The sequence below is a fragment of the Roseospirillum parvum genome (assembly GCF_900100455.1).
Classification (GTDB): domain Bacteria; phylum Pseudomonadota; class Alphaproteobacteria; order Rhodospirillales; family Rhodospirillaceae; genus Roseospirillum; species Roseospirillum parvum.
Genome location: NZ_FNCV01000003.1, coordinates 153,393 through 171,860, shown reverse-complemented (window position 1 = coordinate 171,860; position 18,468 = coordinate 153,393). Strand labels below are relative to the sequence as shown.

15 protein-coding genes are annotated in these 18,468 nt (G+C 70.8%); 5 read left to right on the top strand and 10 right to left on the bottom strand.

All coding sequences use genetic code 11. The features are described from left to right. Nucleotides 1-69: 69 nt before the first annotated feature. The 5 genes from BLR95_RS05900 to BLR95_RS05880 form a co-directional block, all read right to left on the bottom strand. Nucleotides 70-576: a DUF3833 domain-containing protein gene (locus BLR95_RS05900; RefSeq protein WP_245689296.1), complete on the bottom strand. Its 507-nt coding sequence runs from the start codon at nucleotides 574-576 to the stop codon at nucleotides 70-72. Nucleotides 577-702: 126 nt separating this feature from the next. Beyond that, a complete protein-coding gene (locus BLR95_RS05895) occupies nucleotides 703-1,992 on the bottom strand; it encodes an MFS transporter (RefSeq protein WP_092616869.1) in 1,290 nt (429 codons plus the stop codon). Further along, the gene (locus tag BLR95_RS05890) at nucleotides 1,992-3,281 is read right to left on the bottom strand and encodes an SAM-dependent methyltransferase (RefSeq protein ID WP_092616867.1); all 1,290 of its coding nucleotides are present in this window, start codon (nucleotides 3,279-3,281) and stop codon (nucleotides 1,992-1,994) included. Before BLR95_RS05890 ends, BLR95_RS05895 begins: the two co-directional genes overlap by 1 nt. A gap of 55 nt (nucleotides 3,282-3,336) precedes the next feature. Beyond that, complete coding sequence (locus BLR95_RS05885; protein WP_092616865.1) at nucleotides 3,337-4,140, bottom strand: DUF1365 domain-containing protein; 804 nt, start codon at nucleotides 4,138-4,140, stop codon at nucleotides 3,337-3,339. Next, nucleotides 4,137-5,537 (bottom strand): NAD(P)/FAD-dependent oxidoreductase, encoded by a 1,401-nt coding sequence (locus tag BLR95_RS05880; RefSeq protein ID WP_092616863.1) that lies wholly within the window; start codon nucleotides 5,535-5,537, stop codon nucleotides 4,137-4,139. Before BLR95_RS05880 ends, BLR95_RS05885 begins: the two co-directional genes overlap by 4 nt. Before the next feature lie 278 nt (nucleotides 5,538-5,815). Between BLR95_RS05880 and BLR95_RS05875 the strand changes: the two genes are divergently transcribed. The 5 genes from BLR95_RS05875 to BLR95_RS05855 all read left to right on the top strand — a co-directional run bounded on the left by BLR95_RS05875 (nucleotide 5,816) and on the right by BLR95_RS05855 (nucleotide 14,014). Next, nucleotides 5,816-6,460 (top strand): sigma-70 family RNA polymerase sigma factor, encoded by a 645-nt coding sequence (locus BLR95_RS05875; protein ID WP_092616861.1) that lies wholly within the window; start codon nucleotides 5,816-5,818, stop codon nucleotides 6,458-6,460. Nucleotides 6,461-6,495: 35 nt separating this feature from the next. After that, nucleotides 6,496-7,179 carry a ChrR family anti-sigma-E factor gene (locus BLR95_RS05870; RefSeq protein ID WP_092616859.1) on the top strand — a complete coding sequence of 228 codons (684 nt, stop codon included), beginning with the start codon at nucleotides 6,496-6,498 and terminating at the stop codon, nucleotides 7,177-7,179. Between the two features lie 168 nt (nucleotides 7,180-7,347). Further along, complete coding sequence (locus BLR95_RS05865; protein WP_218119496.1) at nucleotides 7,348-9,105, top strand: autotransporter assembly complex protein TamA; 1,758 nt, start codon at nucleotides 7,348-7,350, stop codon at nucleotides 9,103-9,105. A gap of 1 nt (nucleotide 9,106) precedes the next feature. Then, on the top strand, nucleotides 9,107-13,531 hold the full coding sequence (locus BLR95_RS05860; RefSeq protein WP_092616855.1) for a translocation/assembly module TamB domain-containing protein: 4,425 nt from the start codon (nucleotides 9,107-9,109) through the stop codon (nucleotides 13,529-13,531). Nucleotides 13,532-13,606: 75 nt separating this feature from the next. Continuing rightward, nucleotides 13,607-14,014, top strand: a complete 408-nt coding sequence (locus BLR95_RS05855) for a GFA family protein (protein ID WP_092616853.1) — start codon at nucleotides 13,607-13,609, stop codon at nucleotides 14,012-14,014. Nucleotides 14,015-14,275: 261 nt separating this feature from the next. Here BLR95_RS05855 and nifT read toward each other — a convergent pair whose 3' ends face one another. From nifT to nifA, 5 genes are all read right to left on the bottom strand, one after another. After that, the gene (gene nifT / locus BLR95_RS05850) at nucleotides 14,276-14,485 is read right to left on the bottom strand and encodes a putative nitrogen fixation protein NifT (protein ID WP_092616851.1); all 210 of its coding nucleotides are present in this window, start codon (nucleotides 14,483-14,485) and stop codon (nucleotides 14,276-14,278) included. Further along, nucleotides 14,482-14,763 carry a nitrogen fixation protein NifZ gene (locus tag BLR95_RS05845; RefSeq protein ID WP_092616849.1) on the bottom strand — a complete coding sequence of 94 codons (282 nt, stop codon included), beginning with the start codon at nucleotides 14,761-14,763 and terminating at the stop codon, nucleotides 14,482-14,484. The genes nifT and BLR95_RS05845 overlap by 4 nt, the downstream gene beginning before the upstream one ends. A 20-nt stretch (nucleotides 14,764-14,783) precedes the next feature. Beyond that, nucleotides 14,784-14,978, bottom strand: coding sequence for a 4Fe-4S binding protein (locus BLR95_RS05840; RefSeq protein ID WP_092616847.1), 195 nt, complete (start codon nucleotides 14,976-14,978; stop codon nucleotides 14,784-14,786). 38 nt (nucleotides 14,979-15,016) lie between these two features. Then, complete coding sequence (gene nifB / locus BLR95_RS05835; RefSeq protein WP_245689294.1) at nucleotides 15,017-16,453, bottom strand: nitrogenase cofactor biosynthesis protein NifB; 1,437 nt, start codon at nucleotides 16,451-16,453, stop codon at nucleotides 15,017-15,019. A gap of 241 nt (nucleotides 16,454-16,694) precedes the next feature. Continuing rightward, nucleotides 16,695-18,440, bottom strand: coding sequence for a nif-specific transcriptional activator NifA (gene nifA / locus BLR95_RS05830; RefSeq protein WP_245689292.1), 1,746 nt, complete (start codon nucleotides 18,438-18,440; stop codon nucleotides 16,695-16,697). Between the last annotated feature and the right edge of the window lie 28 nt (nucleotides 18,441-18,468).

The following is an 18,468-nucleotide window of genomic DNA, read 5'->3' as shown; positions in this document are numbered from 1 at the left end:
GACGAACCGGCTGCGGCGTGACCTTCGGACTCCAGGGTTCTGAAGAAGGTCCTGAAGCGGGCCCCGCGATCAGTCCGCGGCGTTCGGCGCCGTGGACTGGTCAGCCTCGGCCGGCTTGTGGAACGACAGCGTCACCGAGCCGATCTCGAAGCCCCACTTGCTGACCTTGGCCCGGTTCAGCATCACCCCGCCGGGCTGCAACAGCATCCAGTCGTTGAAGTGCACCCGCCAGGTGGAGTCGCCGACCGGCAGATCCAGGTCGTATTGCCAGTTCAGGGCATTGCCCATGGCCCGGCCCTGGGCCACCCCGATGATGTCGCCGGCCCGGCCTTCGTAGGTGTTCTCGCCGGTCTTGGTGATCCGCCAGATGCGCTGGTCGGTCTCGCCGTCGGCGTACTGGAAGTCCTCGGTCAGGACCAGGGTGTCGCCGTCCATTTCACCCTGGATGTCCACGGTGAACTGGCGGCGGATGGTGCCGAAGCGGTCCTCGAACAGGCCGTGGGCCACGGTTTGGCCGGCGAAGTAGTCGGCCAGCTCGAGCTTCGGGGTTCCGTTCCTGAAGTCTTCGATCTTCATGTCGCTGCACCCCGCGATAAAGGGAATGAGGAGGATGAGGGCAAGCAGGCTGCGGGCCGGACGGGCCCCAGGCAGACGTCTCATGGCAAGCGGCTCTCCGCGTGTCGGTTGGAAGGTTCTCTGGGATCACCCCATGGCCCGCGCGAAACGGCGGACCAAAAGGGCGGTGATGCCCTTCAGTACGATGGGGGCGCCGGCGTAGATCACCGCCAGGGCGAGCAGCGCCCGGGGCGGGTTGTCGGCCGCCTCGGCGTTGAAGCCGAACAGCCCCACCCCGCCCAGCGCGATTCCGGCGGCCAGCCCCAGGCTGAGCTTGGTGCCCAGGTTCCACAGGGCAAAGGCGCTGGCCGCCCGGGTGCCGCCGGGGTCGGCCTCGGCGGCGCGCTGGATGACCTCGGCCTGCATGGCCGGCGGCAGGGCCAGATCGGCCCCCAGGGCCAGCCCGGTGACGACGCAGACGCCGATGAACGGGGCCACGTCGCCGGGCCCCAGCAGGGGCGCCCAGACAAAGGCGGCGGCAGCCAGCAGCATGGCGGCGATCCAGGCAAAGCCCGCGCCCCGGCGGTGGCTCAAGGCCACCCACAGCGGCATCCCGAGCACCCCGCAGGCGAAGTAGAGCAGCACCAGCCAGGCGTTGGTCAGCCCGTCGGCAGCCAGCACATGGCTCACGTACAGCGAGAACAGGCTGGCCGGAATGCCGGTCGCCAGCCCGTTGACCATCCAGGCGGCGAGCAGCAGGCGGAACGGTCGGTCGGCGAGCAGGCGGCCGAAGACCCGGCGTGGCGACAGGGCCAGCGGGGTGGCATGGCTGGCCGGTGCCGGCTCGCGGGCGGCAAAAAGCAGCCCTCCCAGGGCCAGTGCCCCCGCCCCCACCGCCACCCAGGCGGTAACGGCCAGGGCGGCGGGGCGGTCCAGGCCATAGCTTTCCACCGCCACCGGCAAGGCGGCGGCGGCGACCATGCCGACCAGGGTCAGGGTCTCGCGGGCCGCCGTCACCCGGGTGCGGTCGCGCGCCGTGGTCGCCATCTCCGCCCCCCAGGCCAGATAGGGCACCTGGACCAGGGTCCAGCCGATGAACAGCAGGCTGGCCCACAGGGCGAGATGCCCGGCCCCAGCCCCCGCCGGCGGGTCCAGCAGGTGGACCAGGGCGATGCCGGCGATGATCCCACCCAGGGCCATCCACGGCTTGCGGCGGCCGAAACGGGTGGTCAGGCGGTCGCTCAGGAAGCCGGCGACGGGATCGCTCAGCGCGTCGAGCACCCGGGCCAGCAGCAGGGCGCCGCCGATGGCGCCCACCGCCACCCCCAGGTTCTGACCATACAGCGCCGGCAGCATGACCAGCACCGGAATGGTCGGCAGGGCCAGCGGCGCCGCCGGCAGGGCATAGGCGATTAGGGCGCGGCGGCTTAAGCTCATCAGTCGGCCGGTCGGGTGAAACGCCACAGGCCGACGTCGATGGTGCCTTCGCTGAAGCCGGCGATGCAGTAAGCGAAATAGTACTCCCACAGCCGCTTGAAAGCGGTGTCCAACGGCCGGCCGCGCCCGTTGCGCGGGGCCAGGCCGTCGAGCTTGGGCCAGGCGGCCTGGAAGCGGCGGTCCCAGTCGGCCAGGGTGCGGGCGTAGGAGGGGCCGAACAGCAAGGGCTCCGCCACGCCCAGCCCGGCCGCCTCGGCCTGGGCCTTGAGGATGCCGGGGCTGGGCAACATGCCGCCGGGGAAGACGTGGCGCTGGATGAAATCGGGGCTGGAGCGATAGGCCTCGAACTCGTCGTCGCGGATGGTGATCGCCTGGATCAGGGCGCTGGCCCCGGGTTTCAGGCGCTCGGCCAGGACCCGGAAGTAGGTCGGCCAGTGTTCCTCGCCCACTGCCTCGATCATTTCGATGGACACGATGGCGTCGTACTGGCCGTCCGCGTCCCGGTAGTCCTGAAGCCTCAAGTCGGCCCGTCCGGCCAGTCCGGCCCGCTCAAGGCGCTGGCGGGCGAAGGCCAACTGCTCCCTCGAAAGGGTCAGGCCGACCACCTCGGCGCCGTCGCGGGTCAGCGCCTCGGCCACCGCCCCCCAGCCGCAACCGATTTCCAGCACCTTGGCCCCGGGAGAGACATCGAGACGGCGCCGGATCTCGGCCAGCTTGGCCGCCTGGGCGGTTTCCAGGTCGTCCTCCTGGTGGCGATACAAGGCCGAGGAATACTGCATCCCGGCGTCCAGCCAGGGGCGGTAGAAGTCGTTGCCCAGGTCGTAGTGGGCGGCGATGTTGCGCCGGCTGCCGGTCTTCGAGTTGGCGTTCAGGCGATGGCGGATCAGCCGCCACAGGCGCAAGGGCGCCGGCGGCTCCAGGGCGCCGTCCAGGGCGTTGCGGTTGGCCAGCCCCAGGGTCAGCATGCCGGCCAGATCGGGGCTCGACCAGTCGCCATCGATGTAGGCCTCGGCCAGCCCCAGGTCGCCGCCCAGAACCAGCCGGCGGATGGCCCGCCAGCGGTGGATGTCGAGATGGGCGTGCCGCTGTGGATGCACCGCGCCGCGCACGCTCAGGGTGCGGCCGCCGGGGGTGGTGACACTCAGGGAACCGACCCGCCAGCGGCGCAACAGACCACCCAGCAGGCGGCCTGTGAGCCCGCCATCGGTCAACTCGGGCGGCAGGGCGGCCTCGAGCGCGGCGGCTTCCAGGGAGGGCGCGGTCAACGAACGGGAGGAAGTCTCGGTCATGGCAGCTACGCTCTTCGACTGGTCTAAAGGGAGAGGAGAACGGAACGAGCGCGGGTCAGCCGGCGCCAGCCGGGCCGACCACGGTGATCAGGGGGGGCGGCTTGGGGCGGTCGCGCAGTTTCAGGCCCTTGCGCCACAGGTGCAGGGCCTCCCAGTGGATGCCGGCGATCACCTTCAAGGTGACCAGGGGATGGCGCAGCAGGGCCAGGGCCAGGGTGCGGTCGGTCAGCGGCTGGCGCTCGCCGACCAGCGAGGCATGGAGGATCGGCCCCTCGGGGTCGGTCTGGTGGATGGCCACCACCACCGTCTCGCCCTCGGCCCCGGTCGGCGGGCGGATGCGGAAGTGGTAGCGCATCTGCATGTCCATGAACGGCGAGACGAAGAAATCCTTGTCGCAGCTTTGGCGGATGATCCCCTTGGCATCGGGCTCCGGGGCCGGGATCAGGTAGGCGTGGCGCTCGCCGAAGGTGTTGTGGACCTCGTGCAGAAGGGCTTTCAGGGTGCCGTCACGGTGGTAGCAGAACCACACACTCAAGGGATTGAAGGCGTAGCCCATGACCCGGGGCAGGCACAGGATGCGCACCGGCCCGCCGTCGATGCCCAGGCCCACCTCGTCCAGCCGGGCCTCGATCCATTCCCGCAAGGGGGTCTGGCCGTCGGCCTGATCGGCGCTCCTGAAGCTGACCACACCGGGGCGATCGAAGCCGAACAGGCGCATCCGGCGGTCCAGTTCGGGCAGCTCGTCGAGGTCGAGCAGAAAGGTGACCATGCGGTAGTCCAGGCGATGGCGGGCCGGCTTCAGGCGGCGGTGCATCACCTTGGCCTCGTACAGGCCGCTGACCAGGGGGGCGTCGTTCATGGGGTGGTCTCCGCGGCAAGGGGGGTGGCGCTCATGGTGCCATGGGGAGCCAGATGGATGCGTCCTGAGGGGTTGTCCACCGTCCACGGGCGGGGCCGGCCGCCCAGCGCCTCGGCCACCGCGAGGCCCGATTGCAGGCCGTCCTCGTGGAAACCGGCCCCGAACCAGGCGCCGCAGAACCAGGTCCGCCGTGCCCCCTGAAGGCGCCACAACTCCGATTGGGCGGCGACCGCCGGGCCATCCAGCAACGGATGGGCATAATTGAAGGTTTGCAAGGTCTTGTCGGCGGCCGGCGGAGAGGGCGGATTAAGCGTCACCATCAGCGGCGTCGGATCGGGCAGCGGCTGCAGCGAGTTCATCCAGTAGCTGACCGCCAGATCGCGCTTGTTCAGGCCGCTTGCGTTCCCACTCACCTCGCCCAGATAGACCCAGCTCGCCCAGGCCCGGCGGCGCTTGGGCATCAGCGAGACATCCCGATGCAGGTAGGCCACGTTGGGCTGGTAGGCGAAGTGGCCGAGCAGCCGGGTTTCCGCGTCGCTGGGATCGGCCAGCATGGCCAGCGCCTGATCGCCATGGGCGGCGATCACCACGTGGTCGTGGCGGGCCTGGTGGCCCTTGGCGTCGGTCAGGGTGACGCCCTCATCATCACGCCGGATGGCCTGGATGGCGGCCCCGACGCGCACCGCCGCCAGATCGCCGGTCAACCGCTCGACATAGTTGCGCGCCCCGCCGACCACGGTGCGCCAGACCGGCCGGTTGTTGACCTGAAGCAGCCCGTGATTGTCGCAGAAACGGATGAAGGCGACCGCCGGGTGGCGGGCCATTTCCTCCATCGGGCACGACCAGATGGCCGCCCCCATGGGCAGCAGGTGGTCCTCGACAAAGGCGGCCGAGTAGTTTTCCCGCTTCAGGTAGTCGCCCAGCGACAGGGTACCCTGGGGATCACTTTCCAGAAGCTTGGGCGCCTCGCGGTAGAAGCGCAGCAGGTCGACGATCATGCGCCAGAAGCGGGGTTTCAGGGCGTTGGTCGGCTGGGCGAACAGATCGAGCAGGCTGTCGCCGCCCTTGTACTCCAGCCCACCGCCGTTGAGCGACACGGCGAAGCTCATGTCGGTGGCGGTGGTCTCCACCCCCAGATGGTCGAACAGGGCGACCAGATTGGGATAGCTGCGCATGTTGTAGACGATGAACCCGGTATCCACGGCGAAGCTTTTCGCCGGGTCGCGGCCGTCGGGCACCTCGACCGTGTTGGTGTGGCCGCCGAGGCGGGGCTCGGCCTCGTACAGGGTCACCCGATGGCCTTGCGACAGAAGCCAGGCGGCGGACAGCCCGCCGATCCCCGAGCCGACCACGGCAATGTCCAGGCCGCCCCCCGGGTGTGCGCTGATGTGACTCATCCCTTGTCTTTCGTCCCTCTGTCTGGCCGGCGCGCGGTCGAGCCGCCGCGTCGCCGCGATCCCTGACAATCCCTACGCCCATTGGCGCCGGCTGGATCACTCCCCCCGATTGCGCCACCCCGGGCAAAAGGCGTTAAATGGGCCGCGAACGGACCCTGGTGGAGCGCAATGGTAACATCGAGCGTGGGGATATGAACCAAACGGTGAGGAAAATTCGTCCAACCCCAGTGTGCGGGGTGATCCACCCGCACACCCGCAGCGTAGGGGAGGCTTGAGACGTGAGCCAGCCTGACCCGGCCGGTGATGCCGGAAGCGACTGGTCGGCCCTTTTGGTGGCCGTCGGGCAGCGGCGTGACCGCGCCGCCTTCGCCCGGCTGTTCGCCCATTTCGGGCCACGCCTGAAAAGCTACCTGATGCGGCTGGGAGCCCAGCCCAACCAGGCGGAGGATGTGGTGCAGGAAGCCATGCTGATGGTCTGGCGCAAGGCCCATCTGTTCGACCCCCAGCGGGCCGAGGCGGCGACTTGGCTGTTCACCATCGCCCGCAACCGGCGCATCGACCTGTTGCGGCGCGACGGCCGGGGCGGCCCGGCGGCCTCGCTGCCCTGGGAGGACAACCTGCCCGACCCGGTGGACGAGACCCCGCTGCCCGACGAGCGGCTGGACCAGACCCGGCAGGCCGAGCAGGTGCGCCGGGCCATCGCCACCCTGCCGCCGGAACAGGCCCAGGTGGTGCACCTGTCGTTCTTCCAGGAGATGGCCCACGGCGCCATCGCCGACCACCTGGATGTGCCCCTGGGCACCGTCAAGTCGCGCCTGAGGCTGGCCATGAAACGCATCCGCCAAGGGTTGGGCAAGGATACGTTTGGCAAGGATACGTTGGCCGAGGAGACCCTGCCCGACCCCCCGCCAACCGGCGCCTGATCCTTGTCGTTGCCTCACTTTTCGGAAACGCCACCATGACCGACACCCGCCACCACCCCAGCGAAGCCACCCTGATGGCCTTTGCCGCCGGCGCCCTGGACGAGGGGCTGGCCCTGGTCGTCTCCTGCCATCTGGTCAGTTGCCCGGCCTGCCGGGCCCTGGTCGCCGAGGGCGAGATGATCGGCGGCGCCCTGCTCGATTCCAGCCAACCGGCGCCGCTGGCCGATGATGCCCTGAGCCGCATGATGGCCCGCCTCGACGAGCCGGAACCGCCCCCGCCGCCGGCCACCGACGGTAACGCCCCGGCCTGGATGCCGGCCCCGCTGGCCCGTCAGATGAATGCCCTGCATGGCCCCTCCTGGGCGGCCCAGGCGCGGCGTTCCCTGGGTTGGCGCTGGCTCGCCCCGGGGGTGCGTCAGTTGTCGGTCATGCGGCGCACCCGGGGCGGCGGCACGGCGCGCCTGCTCAGCATCGCCCCCGGCACCACCCTGCCCCACCACGACCACGGCGGCCTGGAGCTGACCTGCGTGCTGGACGGCGCCTTCCATGACGAACGCGCCCTCTACCAGACCGGCGACGTGGCCGAGTTGGAGCCGGACACCCCGCACCAGCCGGTGGCCGAGGGCAACCACCCCTGCCTGTGCCTGATCGCCAACGAGCAACCGACCCGCTTCTCCGGGCTGGTCGGCCGCCTGACCCAGCCGCTGATCGGCTTCTGAGCGCCGGCCCCGCGCGCCGGGCCCGGTTTCACCCCGGGGTGCTTGTGTCCCGGGGTGCGCCTGCCTACAGTCGGGGGGTGTGAGTTCCCGAGCAACAGAGTCGGCGCGCCCGTGGCAATCCCCCTTCGCCCTTCCCTCTGGCTGGCCTGCCTCGCGGTGGGTCTGTTGTTGTCCGTCGCCGCTCCGGCGGCGGCCGACGCCGACTATGAAACCCGCATCTCCCTGAGCGGTGAAAGCGAGGTGGAGGGGCTGGAAAGCGCCCTGGTCGGCAGTTCCACCCTGAAGGCCATGCAGGACAAGCCTCCGGCCACCCTGGCCGGGCTGCGGCGGCGCGCCGAGGGCGATCTCGAAACCCTCGACAAGGTGCTGCGCGCCCAGGGCTATTACGCCGCCGAGTTGGCCCTCGACATCACGCCCGAGGGCGAGGACAAACATCAGGTCAGCATCGCCGTCACCCCGGGGCCACGCTATTTCCTGGCCGGCGCCGACGTGGTCTACGAGACGCCCGATGGCGGCGCCCTGGGGGTGCCCCAGGGCCTGCCCGCCAACGCCGCCGAGGTGGGGCTGGTCAGCGGCCGCCCGGCCCTGGCCCAGACGGTGCTCGATGCCGAGGCGGCGCTGGTCGAAATGGCCCGGAACGCCGGCTACCCCCACGCCGAGGCCGGCCAGCGCACGGTCCGGGTCGATCACGCCCGGCGCGAGATGATGGTCCGTCTGGTGCTGCACCCGGCCGGGCAGGCCGGCTTCGGGCAGCTCAGGGTGCGCGGCCTCGAACGCACCGCGCCCGACTTCCTGCGCATCCTCGCCCCCTGGCGCGAGGGCATGACCTATGACCAGCGCCGGGTCGACACCTGGCGCCGCCGCCTGCGGGAAAGCGGGCTGTTCGATTCGGTCCAGGTGGCGGTCGGCCAGCCCGGGCCGGACGGCCGGGTGGCCATCACCGGCGCCGTCAAGGAGGCCAAGCAGCGCACCATCGGCACCGGGGCCAGCTATTCCTCCAGCCAGGGGCCGGGGGTGAAGGCCTACTGGGAGGACCGCAACCTGTTCGGCTGGGGCGAGACCTTCCGCATCACCGGCACCGCCGCCCTGGCCCGCCAGGGCATCGACCTCAACCTGCGCAAACCCTGGCTGCTGGCCCAGGACCAGGACCTGCTGGCCGGCCTCACCCTGGAGCGGGTCGACTACGAGGCCTATCGGGAAACCCGCCTGGGCAGCTCCCTGGGGGTCGAGCGTCGCTTCAACGATACCTGGAGCGGCGCCCTGGGGGTGTCGCTGGATATTACCGACACCACCGGCAAGGACGGCATCTCCGAGATGACCTACCTCGCCGGCCTGCCAGCGCGGCTGAAACGCGACACCACCGACAGCCTGCTCGACCCGACCGAGGGGTCGCGGCTGGAAATCGAGGCCACCCCCTATGCCGGCTTCCTGGATGGCCCCACCGCCTTTGTCGTGGGCAGCGTGTCGGGCTCGATCTACCAGCGGCTGGACGAGAACGGCCGCTTCGTCGCCGCGGCGCGCAGCCGGCTGGGCAGCATCGTCGGCGCCTCGACCCGGGGTGTTCCGCATTCGAAACGACTCTACGCGGGCGGCGGCGGCTCGGTGCGCGGTTACGGCCACCAGCTGATCGGGCCGCTCGACCGGGAGAACGACCCCACCGGCGGCCGCGGGCTGGCCGAGGTGGGCCTGGAAATGCGCATCAAGATCACCGAATCGATCGGCATCGTGCCCTTCCTCGAAGGCGGCGCCCTGAGCGACGAAGCCACCCCGCCGTTCGACGAGACGTGGTACTGGGGGGCCGGCCTGGGGGCCCGCTACTACACCCCGATCGGCCCCTTGCGGCTCGACGTGGCGATGCCGCTGGACCGCCGCAAGGACATCGACGACGCCTATCAGATCTACATCAGCCTGGGTCAGGCATTCTGACATGGCCTCGCCGCCAAATTTCCTGCGCAGCCTGGAAGGGCTGAAAAAACTGGCGCCGCTGAAGGCCGAGCGCCGGGGACGGCGCCTGCTGCTCGCCGGCGGCGTCGCCGTGGCCGGGCTGGCTGGCCTGCTGGTGCTCATCCTCGTCCTGGTCATGGCCGGCCTCAACACCCGGGCCGGGCGCGACTGGGTGATGGACCAGGTGGTGGCGGCGGTCGACGATCCGGCCCTGTCGTCCATTCGCATCGGCGCCGTGGACGGCCTGCTGCCGATCGATTTCACCCTGCGCGACATCGCCCTGGCCGATGCCGACGGCCCGTGGTTCGAGGCCGACGGCCTGACCCTGGCCTGGCGACCGCTGGCCCTGCTCGGCGGCCGCCTGCATGTGGCCACCCTGGCCGCCGACCAGCCGCGCCTGCACCGCCTGCCCGCCTTCGCGCCGGCGCCGCCGTCGGCCGAGCCCGAGCCGGTCGACCTGCCGGCCGGCCCGCCGTCACCGCCGCCCCTCACCCTGCGCCTGGACAGGCTGGCCATCGACCGTCTGGAACTGGGCGAGGCGGTGGCCGGGCTGGCCCTCGTCCTGGGCGCCGAGGGGCACCTGAGCGTGGACGGCGCCGGCGTGCTGCGCGGTCATCTGATGGTCCGGCGCACCGACGCCCCGGGGGATTCGCTGAGCGCCGATCTGGCCCTGCCGGCCGACGCCAGCCGGCTCGACCTTGATCTGGCCTTCAGCGGCCCGGCCGGCGGTCTGGCGGCGCGGCTGTCCGGCCTGCCCGGCGCCCCGGCGCTGGCCCTGTCGCTGAAGGGCAGCGGCCCGGCGGCCGACTGGCGGGGGCGCCTGGAAGCCTCGGCGGAGGGCTTTGCCGCCCTGGCCGCCGACCTCTCCGCCGCCTGGGCCGAGGGGCCCGAGATCGGCCTTGATGGGCGTATCGTTCCGGGACCGGAACTGGCCGCCCTCGGTCCGCCGCTGCTCGCCAACCCCATCGATCTGGGGCTGTCGGCGGGGCTGGCCGGCGGCGACCTTTTGGCCTCGCTGGCCGTGGCCGGCGACGGACTGGCGGTCGATGCCGATGCCGCGCTGGCCGAGGGCGGCGGCCTGTCGGCCCGTCTCGGCGCCCGACTGGCCGACGCCGCCCCGCTGGGCCTGGGGGATGCCGTGGAGCTGCGCCAAGTGGTGCTGGAGGCCGGGTTGTCCGGCGACCCGGCCCAGGGGGCCCCGCTGTCCGTGAACCTCGGCGCCGCCCGGGCGGCCGGCGGCGGCATCGGCGCCGGGCCGCTGCACCTGGCCTTCGACGGCACCCTGAACAGCGGCGGCGGACCGTTGCTGGCCGGCGCCCTGGACTTGAGGGCCCAGGGACCGCACGGCCTGCCCTCGCTGGACGGCCTGCTCGGCCCGCAAACCGCCCTGACCGCCGACCTCGCCCTCGATGACGCCGCCCAGGGCCTGACCGTGGACAATCTCAGGATCGGCAGCGGCGCCGTGGCCGCTGGCGGCCACCTCGAGGTGGACCTCGCCAGCCTGACGGCGCGCGGCCGTCTGGGCGCGGCGGTGGTCGATCTGGCGGCCCTGAAAGGGCTGACCGGGCTGCCCCTGGCCGGCCGGCTGGACGCCGACCTGTCGCACCTTGAGGCCAGCCTGGAGGGGGCCACGGCCGACCTCACCCTGTGGGGCCAGGGGGTGCGCGGCCTGCCCGCCCCGGGCCCGGCACTGCTCGGCCCGACCCCCCACCTGACCAGCCGGGTGAGCGCCGACCTTGCCACCGGAACGGCCCGCCTGGAGGGCCTGAAACTGGCCGCCGCCGGGCTCTCCGGCCACGGGGCGGTGACCCTGGACAATGGCTTTTCCCGAGTTGATGGGGCGCTCGGGCTCAAGATTCCCGCCCTCGCCCCGCTCGGCCCCGGCCTGGGGATGGAGATGGCCGGCGCCCTTGGCCTCGACCTGATGGCCCAGGGGCCGCTGGCCGAACCGGCCATCGCCGCCAACCTGAGCGGCCAGCGGGTGGCCCTGGCCGGGACGCCGCTGGGCGATCCCCGACTTGACCTGTCGGCGGTCCTCGGCGCCGCCATCGAGGCCCGGCTGGAAGCCCGCGCGGCGCCCCGGGGGCAAGCGGTCAACCTGTCGAGCGACATAAGGTTCGCTGGCCAGAAGCTTGACATGAATGACTTCATCCTTGAAGGCGCCGGCAGTCGTCTGGCCGGGAACGTGGCCGCCGACCTGTCCGGGCCGCGCCTTTCCGGCCGCCTCGACGGGGGCCTCGACATGGCCGCCCTGGCGCCGCTGGCCGGCCGCCGGGGCGGTGGCCGCCTCGATCTCGACCTCACCCTGTCGCCGGACAACGGCCAGACCGCCGAACTGACCCTGGCCGGCGACCTCGCCCTGCCCGACGATGGGGTGAGCGTGAACGACCTGCGCCTCGACGCCCGGGCCGCCAGCCTGTTCGCCACCCCCAGCCTGAACGCCGAGCTGGCCCTGGGGCCCGGCCAAGGCCCGGGGGTGGGCTGGCAGGCGGTCCGCGCCGGGGCCAGCGGCAGTCTGGCCGATCTGGCCTGGACCCTGGGGCTGACCGACGTGGCCGCCGACGGCCGCCGGCTGGCCAGCCTGAAGGCCGGGGGTCGGGCCGAGTTGGCCGGCCCGCCGACCCGCCTCGTGCTGTCCGACCTTTCCGGCGATCTGGCCCAGGCGGCGCTGGCCCTGAACGGCCCGGCGACGGTGACCCTGGATGGCGGCGAAACCACGGTCAGCGGCCTCGACCTGGGCCTGGGCCCGGCCCGCCTGACCCTGGATGCCGCGCTCGGCGACCAGGAAACGCGGGCCGATGTGGCCCTGTCCGGCCTCGATCTGGCCTGGGTCGACCGGCTGGCCGGCCTCAACCGGCTGGCCGGCGGCACCCTCAACGCCCAGGCCCACGTGGAACCCACAAGCGCCCGGGCCAGCATTTCCGCCGACAGCGTCACCCTGGCCGAGATCGACAACAGCCCCAGCCTGGGCCTGACCGGCGAGGCCACCTGGAACGGGCAGCGCCTGTCCGGGCGGGCCGATCTCGGCGGCCTGGGCGAGGAACCGCTGGCCGCCACCTTTGCCCTGCCGCTGAGCGGCCGCGCCCCGGCCCTTTCGGTGCCGGGCGACGGGCCGCTGGCCGCCACCGCCCGTTGGCAGGGCCCCCTTCAGGCGCTGACCGCCCTGGTCCCGCTGCCCGAGCACCGGATGTCCGGCGCGGTTGATGTGAACCTGTCGGTGGATGGCTCGGTCGGCCAACCGCGCCCCTCGGGGCAGGTGACGCTGAGCGAGTTCGCCTACGAGAACCTGATGACCGGCACCGTGCTGACCAACGGCGCCTTCACCCTGGCCGCCCGCGCCGGCCGCCAGTTCACCCTGGAGGGCAACGCCCAGGATGGCGGCGATGGTCGCCTGGCCCTGACCGGCCGGGTCGATCTGCCCGAGGGCGGCGCGCCGGCCATCGATGCCAAGGTCACCCTGGATCAGGCCACCCTGATCCGCCGCGACGAGATCGAGGCCACCGTGGCCGGCCATGTGGCCTTCGGGGGGGCCCCCACCGATGGTCAGGTGACCGGCGATCTGACCGTCACCCCGGTCGAGGTGCGGCTGATCGCCCCGCCGGCCGGCAGCCCGCCAGAGCTGGACGTGATCGAGGTCAACCACCCGGACCGCCGCGACAGCGCCCCGGCGCGGACGGCCGCCGCCAGCCAGGACCCGGGCATCGGGCTCGATGTGCGGGTCCACCTGCCGCGCCGGATCATGGTGCGCGGGCGGGGGCTGGAGTCGGAATGGGCCGGCGACCTGCACGTCACCGGCAGCGCCGCCGCACCCCGGGTGACCGGCGCCATCAACGTGGTGCGCGGCGAGTTCGTGCTGGCCGGCAAACGCTTCGAGCTGGCCAAGGGGTTGATCGAGTTCCACGGCGGCCAGCCCATCGACCCGCTGCTCGACGTGCGGGCCGAGCATCCGGCGGGCAGTTTCACCGGCATCGTGGCGGTCTCCGGCCCGGCCTCGGACTTCGATCTGGCGCTGACCGCCAACCCGCCCCTGCCCCAGGACGAGGTGCTGGCGCGCATCCTGTTCGGCAAGAAAGTCAGCCAGTTGTCGCAGGCCGAGGCGATCCAGGTGGCGACCGCCATTTCGGAGCTGACCGACGACGGCACCGGCGGCGGCCTGGATGTGATCGGCGGCCTGAGGGGAGCGCTGGGCCTGGACCGCCTGTCGGTCGGCGGCGGCGCCGACGGCCCCACCGTGGAGGCCGGCACCTACCTGTCGGACAGCGTCTATGTGGGGGTCGCCCAGGGAGCCGACGCCACGAGCAGCGAGGCCACCGTGGAGGTCGAGTTGACCGACACCCTGTCGGTGGAGACCAAGGCCGGCGCCGACGCCAGCGGTGAGGTGGGCATCAACTGGAGCTATGACTATTAAGCTCGGGACCCATTGTTCTGGCAGGCGCCAATCACCATCACGATTCCGCATCCAAAAAATCATGAGCATGCCGTCATGACCCCAATCACATCCGGTTCCTGTTTATGTGGCACCGTTAAATTTCAGATCTCAGGTGATTTTGAGGGGTTTTTTCTTTGCCACTGCAAGCGCTGTCGAAAAGACACGGGGTCCGCGCATGCGGCAAATTTGTTTTCATCGACAGCCACGGTTGATTGGCTGTCTGGCATTGACAGTATCCAGACCTATCGGCTTCCGGAGACCCGACACCAGAAAAGCTTTTGCATAAAATGCGGGTCCGCTCTTCCGAGTGTTCAATCAGAAGGCAGCCTGCTGGTCGTCCCGGCCGGGAGTATTGATGGGGTGATCGACACCCCACCAAGCGCGCATATCTGTTTTGCAAGCAGAGCGGCGTGGTACGAGGGCCTGGAAGACATTCCGAAACTGGATGGTCTTCCAGGCTAGATTATCCGTGTTGATCAAGCGTGTCTTGGCATCCAGGCACGCCCGGCCTTGACGCGTGCGTTTGCCAGGACGATGGGCTTTCCCATGATCGCGGTGATGGCGACCCTTGGGGGGAGCCGGCTTCGACGAACTGGCCCCCACCAATCTGGCCGGCCTTTTTTGGCGGCGGCCAAAGCACATACGGCCGACGTGCGATCACGTCGGCCGTAACAGGTCAGGGGGCCAGGCTCCCGGCCTTGGCGCGAGGTTTCCAGTCGGCGTTCAGTCGGCGCTCAGGCGGCGGGCCTCGACGGTCAGCGGCAGCGGGGTGTCGGCCGGCATCTCGGGCATCTGGAAGCGCCAGCCGTTGCCGATCTCGATCCAACCGCCCCACGGCGCCTCGTTTTCCATGGCCACCACGGGCTCTTCCAGGTCCTTCTTGGGGACGTAGATCTCATAGCCCTTGGCAGTCTTGCGCAGGGTCACTTTCATGAAGCGGGGGTCTCCTCGGGTTGGGCGGGGTCGACGGCGGCCAGTTCGTGGGCCCGCATGCCGACCACCCGGCCGCTGTCGATGAAGTCCACCCCATAGACATAGGCCGTCTGCAGGAAGGTGCCGAGCGAACGCACGTACCCTTCCTCGCCGGCCTCGACCAGCACCTGCCCGCGATCAGCACCGGGAAAGGTGCCGTCGTTGCGGATCTGGGTCAGGGCCCGCACCCGGGTCCCGTACTCGAAGGCCGGCGGCTGGTAGATTTCGATGTCGTCCATGGGGTGGGGTTTCCGATCACTCAGGCGGGGACGATGACGCCGGGCACCGGGCAGGCGGTTTCGCACTGCGGCACGTCGGAGACGCCCTCGCACTCGTTGCAAGCCGCGGCGTCGATGACGTAGCTGTCGCCCTTCATCGAGATGGCGCCGTTGGGGCATTCGAACTCGCAGGCACCGCAGACGGTGCACTCGTCAACCAGGATCTGATAGGCCATGATGGGCTTCGCTCTCCGTTAGCTTGGATGGGACAGGATCAGGCCGGACGGACGGCCTGGGAGGACAGGGCTTCGGCCTGCTCCACATACCAGGCGGTGATGGCCGCCTCGATGTGGTGATAGGCCCGGCTGTCGTCGGCGGCAATGCCGTTTTCGGCCAGCACGGCGCGCGGCCGCTCACCGATCCGCCCGCACAGCACCACGTCCACCCCCTGAAGGGCACCGAGAATCCCCGGCCAGGCGTCGCCGTCGCCGGAGCCGCCCAGGCAGTAGTTGTCGGCCCGGGTCAGGCCCTTGAAGCGCACCCCGTCGCCGTCGACGCGGTAGATGTGGAACTCGCGGGCGTGACCGAAGTGCTGGTTGACCCGCCCGCCGCCGCGCGTGCAGACGGCCACCGTGCGCGGCACGCCGTCGGCCAGGGCAGCCACCTTGGCCACCTGGCGGTCGGCATCGGCGGCGGCGGCGCTCTGCTCGGCGCGCTCCTCGGCGACCACCGCGCGGTACGCCTCGGCCGGCGACGGGTCGAAGGTTTCCGGCGTCTCGGGCAGGCTGTCGAGGGCGAACTCGGCCCCCCGGTCCTCGCCCAGACGGCCCACCGCGTCGGCCCGGCACTGGCGGCAATGGCGCATCAGCCGGGCGTCCTCGCCCAGACGATCGCGCACCTCGGCCAACTCGGCGTTGGTCGGGCCGCGCTGGCCGGTCAGCCCGAAGTGGGTGCCATGGGCCGGGTCGCTGATCAGCGGCATGACGTTGTGCAGGAAGGCGCCGCGCCCGCGCACCTCGGCGTTGACGGCGCTCAGGTGCTGATCGTTGATCCCCGGCACCAGCACCGAGTTGACCTTGACCAGCGCCCCCTGGGCAACCAGGGCATCAAGCCCGGCCAACTGGCGCTCGATCAGGATCTCGGCCCCGGCCCGCCCGCTGTGGCGGCGTCCGCCGAAGGCCACCCAGGGGTGGATGGCGGCGCCCACCTCGGGGTCGATGGCGTTGATGGTGATGGTGACGTGCTTGACCCCCAGCTCGATCAGCCCGTCCACATGATCCGGCAGGCTGAGGCCGTTGGTGGCCAGACACAGGGTGAGATGGGGCAGCTCCTGCCTGATCAGCTCCAGGGTGCGGAAGGTGCGCCGCCAGTCGTGCAGGGCGTCGCCCGGCCCGGCGATGCCGAGCACCGACAGTTCCGGCACCCGGTTGGCCACCGCCACCGCCTTGCGCAGACCCTGCTCCGGGGTCAGGCGTTCGGAGACCACGCCGGGGCGGCTTTCGTTGGCGCAGTCGTATTTGCGGTTGCAGTAGTTGCACTGGATGTTGCACCCCGGCGCCACGGCCAGATGCAGGCGGGCGAAGTGGTGGTGCGCCTCGGCACTGTAGCAGGGGTGATCCCGGGTTTCCGGGTTGCTGGGCTGGCTGGGACGCGCCTTGGCCGACGTGGTCAGGCTGGCCAGCGACAGGCGGCGGGGCGAGATGTCGGACACGGGGCAACTCCCTGGGCCATCGAGGAAGGGTCCCCGACCAATCAGCAAGCCCCGTGCCAGATTTAAAAACTTTCTATTTCAACAGCTTGTCGCCCATTTGCGATGTCGCATCCCCGACACCCATGGTCGCTTCCCGACATATTCCCACAGCCGCGGGCCTCCGTTGTCGGGCGCCAGTTGTCGGCCGCCAGTTGTCGTCCGACAGTTGCCGTCCGACAGGAGGCAGCCGGCCGTCGCTGGACTACAGCCGCTTGATCTCGATGTTGTGCTTGCGCAGGGCGTATCCGATCTGGCGCGGCGTCAGGCCAAGCAGGCGGGCTGCCTTGGCCTGCACCCAGCCGGCCCGCTCCATGGCGGCAATCAGGCCCTCGCGGCTGTCCGGATCGAGCGCCGCGCCGCTTTCCACCGCCGGATCGGCGGCCGGAGTTGTCGGCCCCACCTGCTTGGGCTGGCGGGGCATGGCCGGCGGGGCCATCGGTGCTCCCGAGTGGGGGGTCGGGTGGGGGGTCGGGTGGGAGGGCGGATGGGAAGGCGGGTGGGCAGCCGACTGGCAGGGTGATGGGCAGGTCGGCTGGGGAAGCAGGTCGGCCGGCCCCTCGGGCAGACGGGGCCACAGCATGGAGGACAGGCAGGCCCCGCTGGTGCAGGCCAGATCCTCGGCCCCGATGGTCTCGCCCTTGGCCAGGGTGGCCACCCGGTGCACACAGTTTTCCAGCTCGCGCACGTTGCCCGGGAAGTAGCAGCGCTCCAGGGTGCTCAGGGCATCCTCGCCGAAAGCCAGGGATTCCCCGTTCTCGACATTGAAGCGTTCGAGCAGGGCGCGGGCGATCAGGCGGATGTCGCCGCCCCGGTCGCGCAGGGCCGGCATGAAGATGGGAATGACGTTGATGCGGTAGTAGAGGTCAGCCCGGAACGAGCCCTCGGCCACCGCTTCTTCCAGGTTGCGGTTGGTGGCGCAGACCAGACGCACGTCCACCTTCAGGGTCTTGTTGCCACCGACCCGCTCGAACTCCCGCTCCTGCAGCACGCGCAGAAGCTTGGCCTGGAAGGCCGGGGTGATCTCGCCGATCTCGTCGAGGAACAGGGTGCCGCCGTGGGCCTGCTCGAAACGCCCCTTGCGCTCCTGGGTGGCGCCGGTGAAGGCGCCCTTCTCGTGGCCGAACAGCTCGCTTTCCAGCAGCGTCTCGGGCAGCGCGGCGCAGTTGACGCGGATGAAGGGCCGCCCGACCCGGGGGCTCTGGTTGTGGATGGCGCGTGCGATCAGCTCCTTGCCGGTGCCGCTTTCGCCACGGATCAGGACGGTGGTGGCGGTGCCGGCCACCTCGGCCACCTGCCCCATCACCTCGACCATGGCCGGGCTCTGGCCGATGATCTCCTCGGGCGCCGGAACCGCATCGACCGGCCGGCTGGCCCGGGCCTTCAGGGTCTTCTCGCGGCGCGCCGTTTCGGCCATCAGGGCCTTGCGGTCCTCGGCGATGCGCTGGTGCAGATGCAGGGCCTGGCTGATCAGGTTGCCGACCATGCTGAGGAACTGCAGGTCGCTGCCAAAGCGGTAGCGCCCGCCGGGGCGGCGCGTGCGGGCCACCGACAGGCAGCCCAGGGTCTTCTCGGCCGCCTTCAGGGGCACGGCCAGGAAGGCCATGGCCTCTTCCTCGTCGAGCACGCCCAGGGCCAGGTCGCTGCCCTCGAACATGGGGTCCTGGGCGATGTCGGGCACCACCATGGGCAACGCCTGATCGATCACCTGGCGCGCCGCCTCCAGCGGATAGCGCAACTCGCCGCGCCCGACCGCCTCCATGGACAGGCCGGAGACCGCCACCACCCGGGGCGCGTCGCCCCCTTCCGCCGCCAGCACCACGGTGCCGCGCCGCATCTCGAGGTACGACGACAACAGGTTCAGCACGTCGTGCAGCGAGGCATCCAGGCTGCGCGACGAGGTCAGGATCTTGCTGATCTCGTAGATGCAGATCAGCGGCGCGGAGGTCATTTCATGACTGTCGGCGGCCAGCGTCATG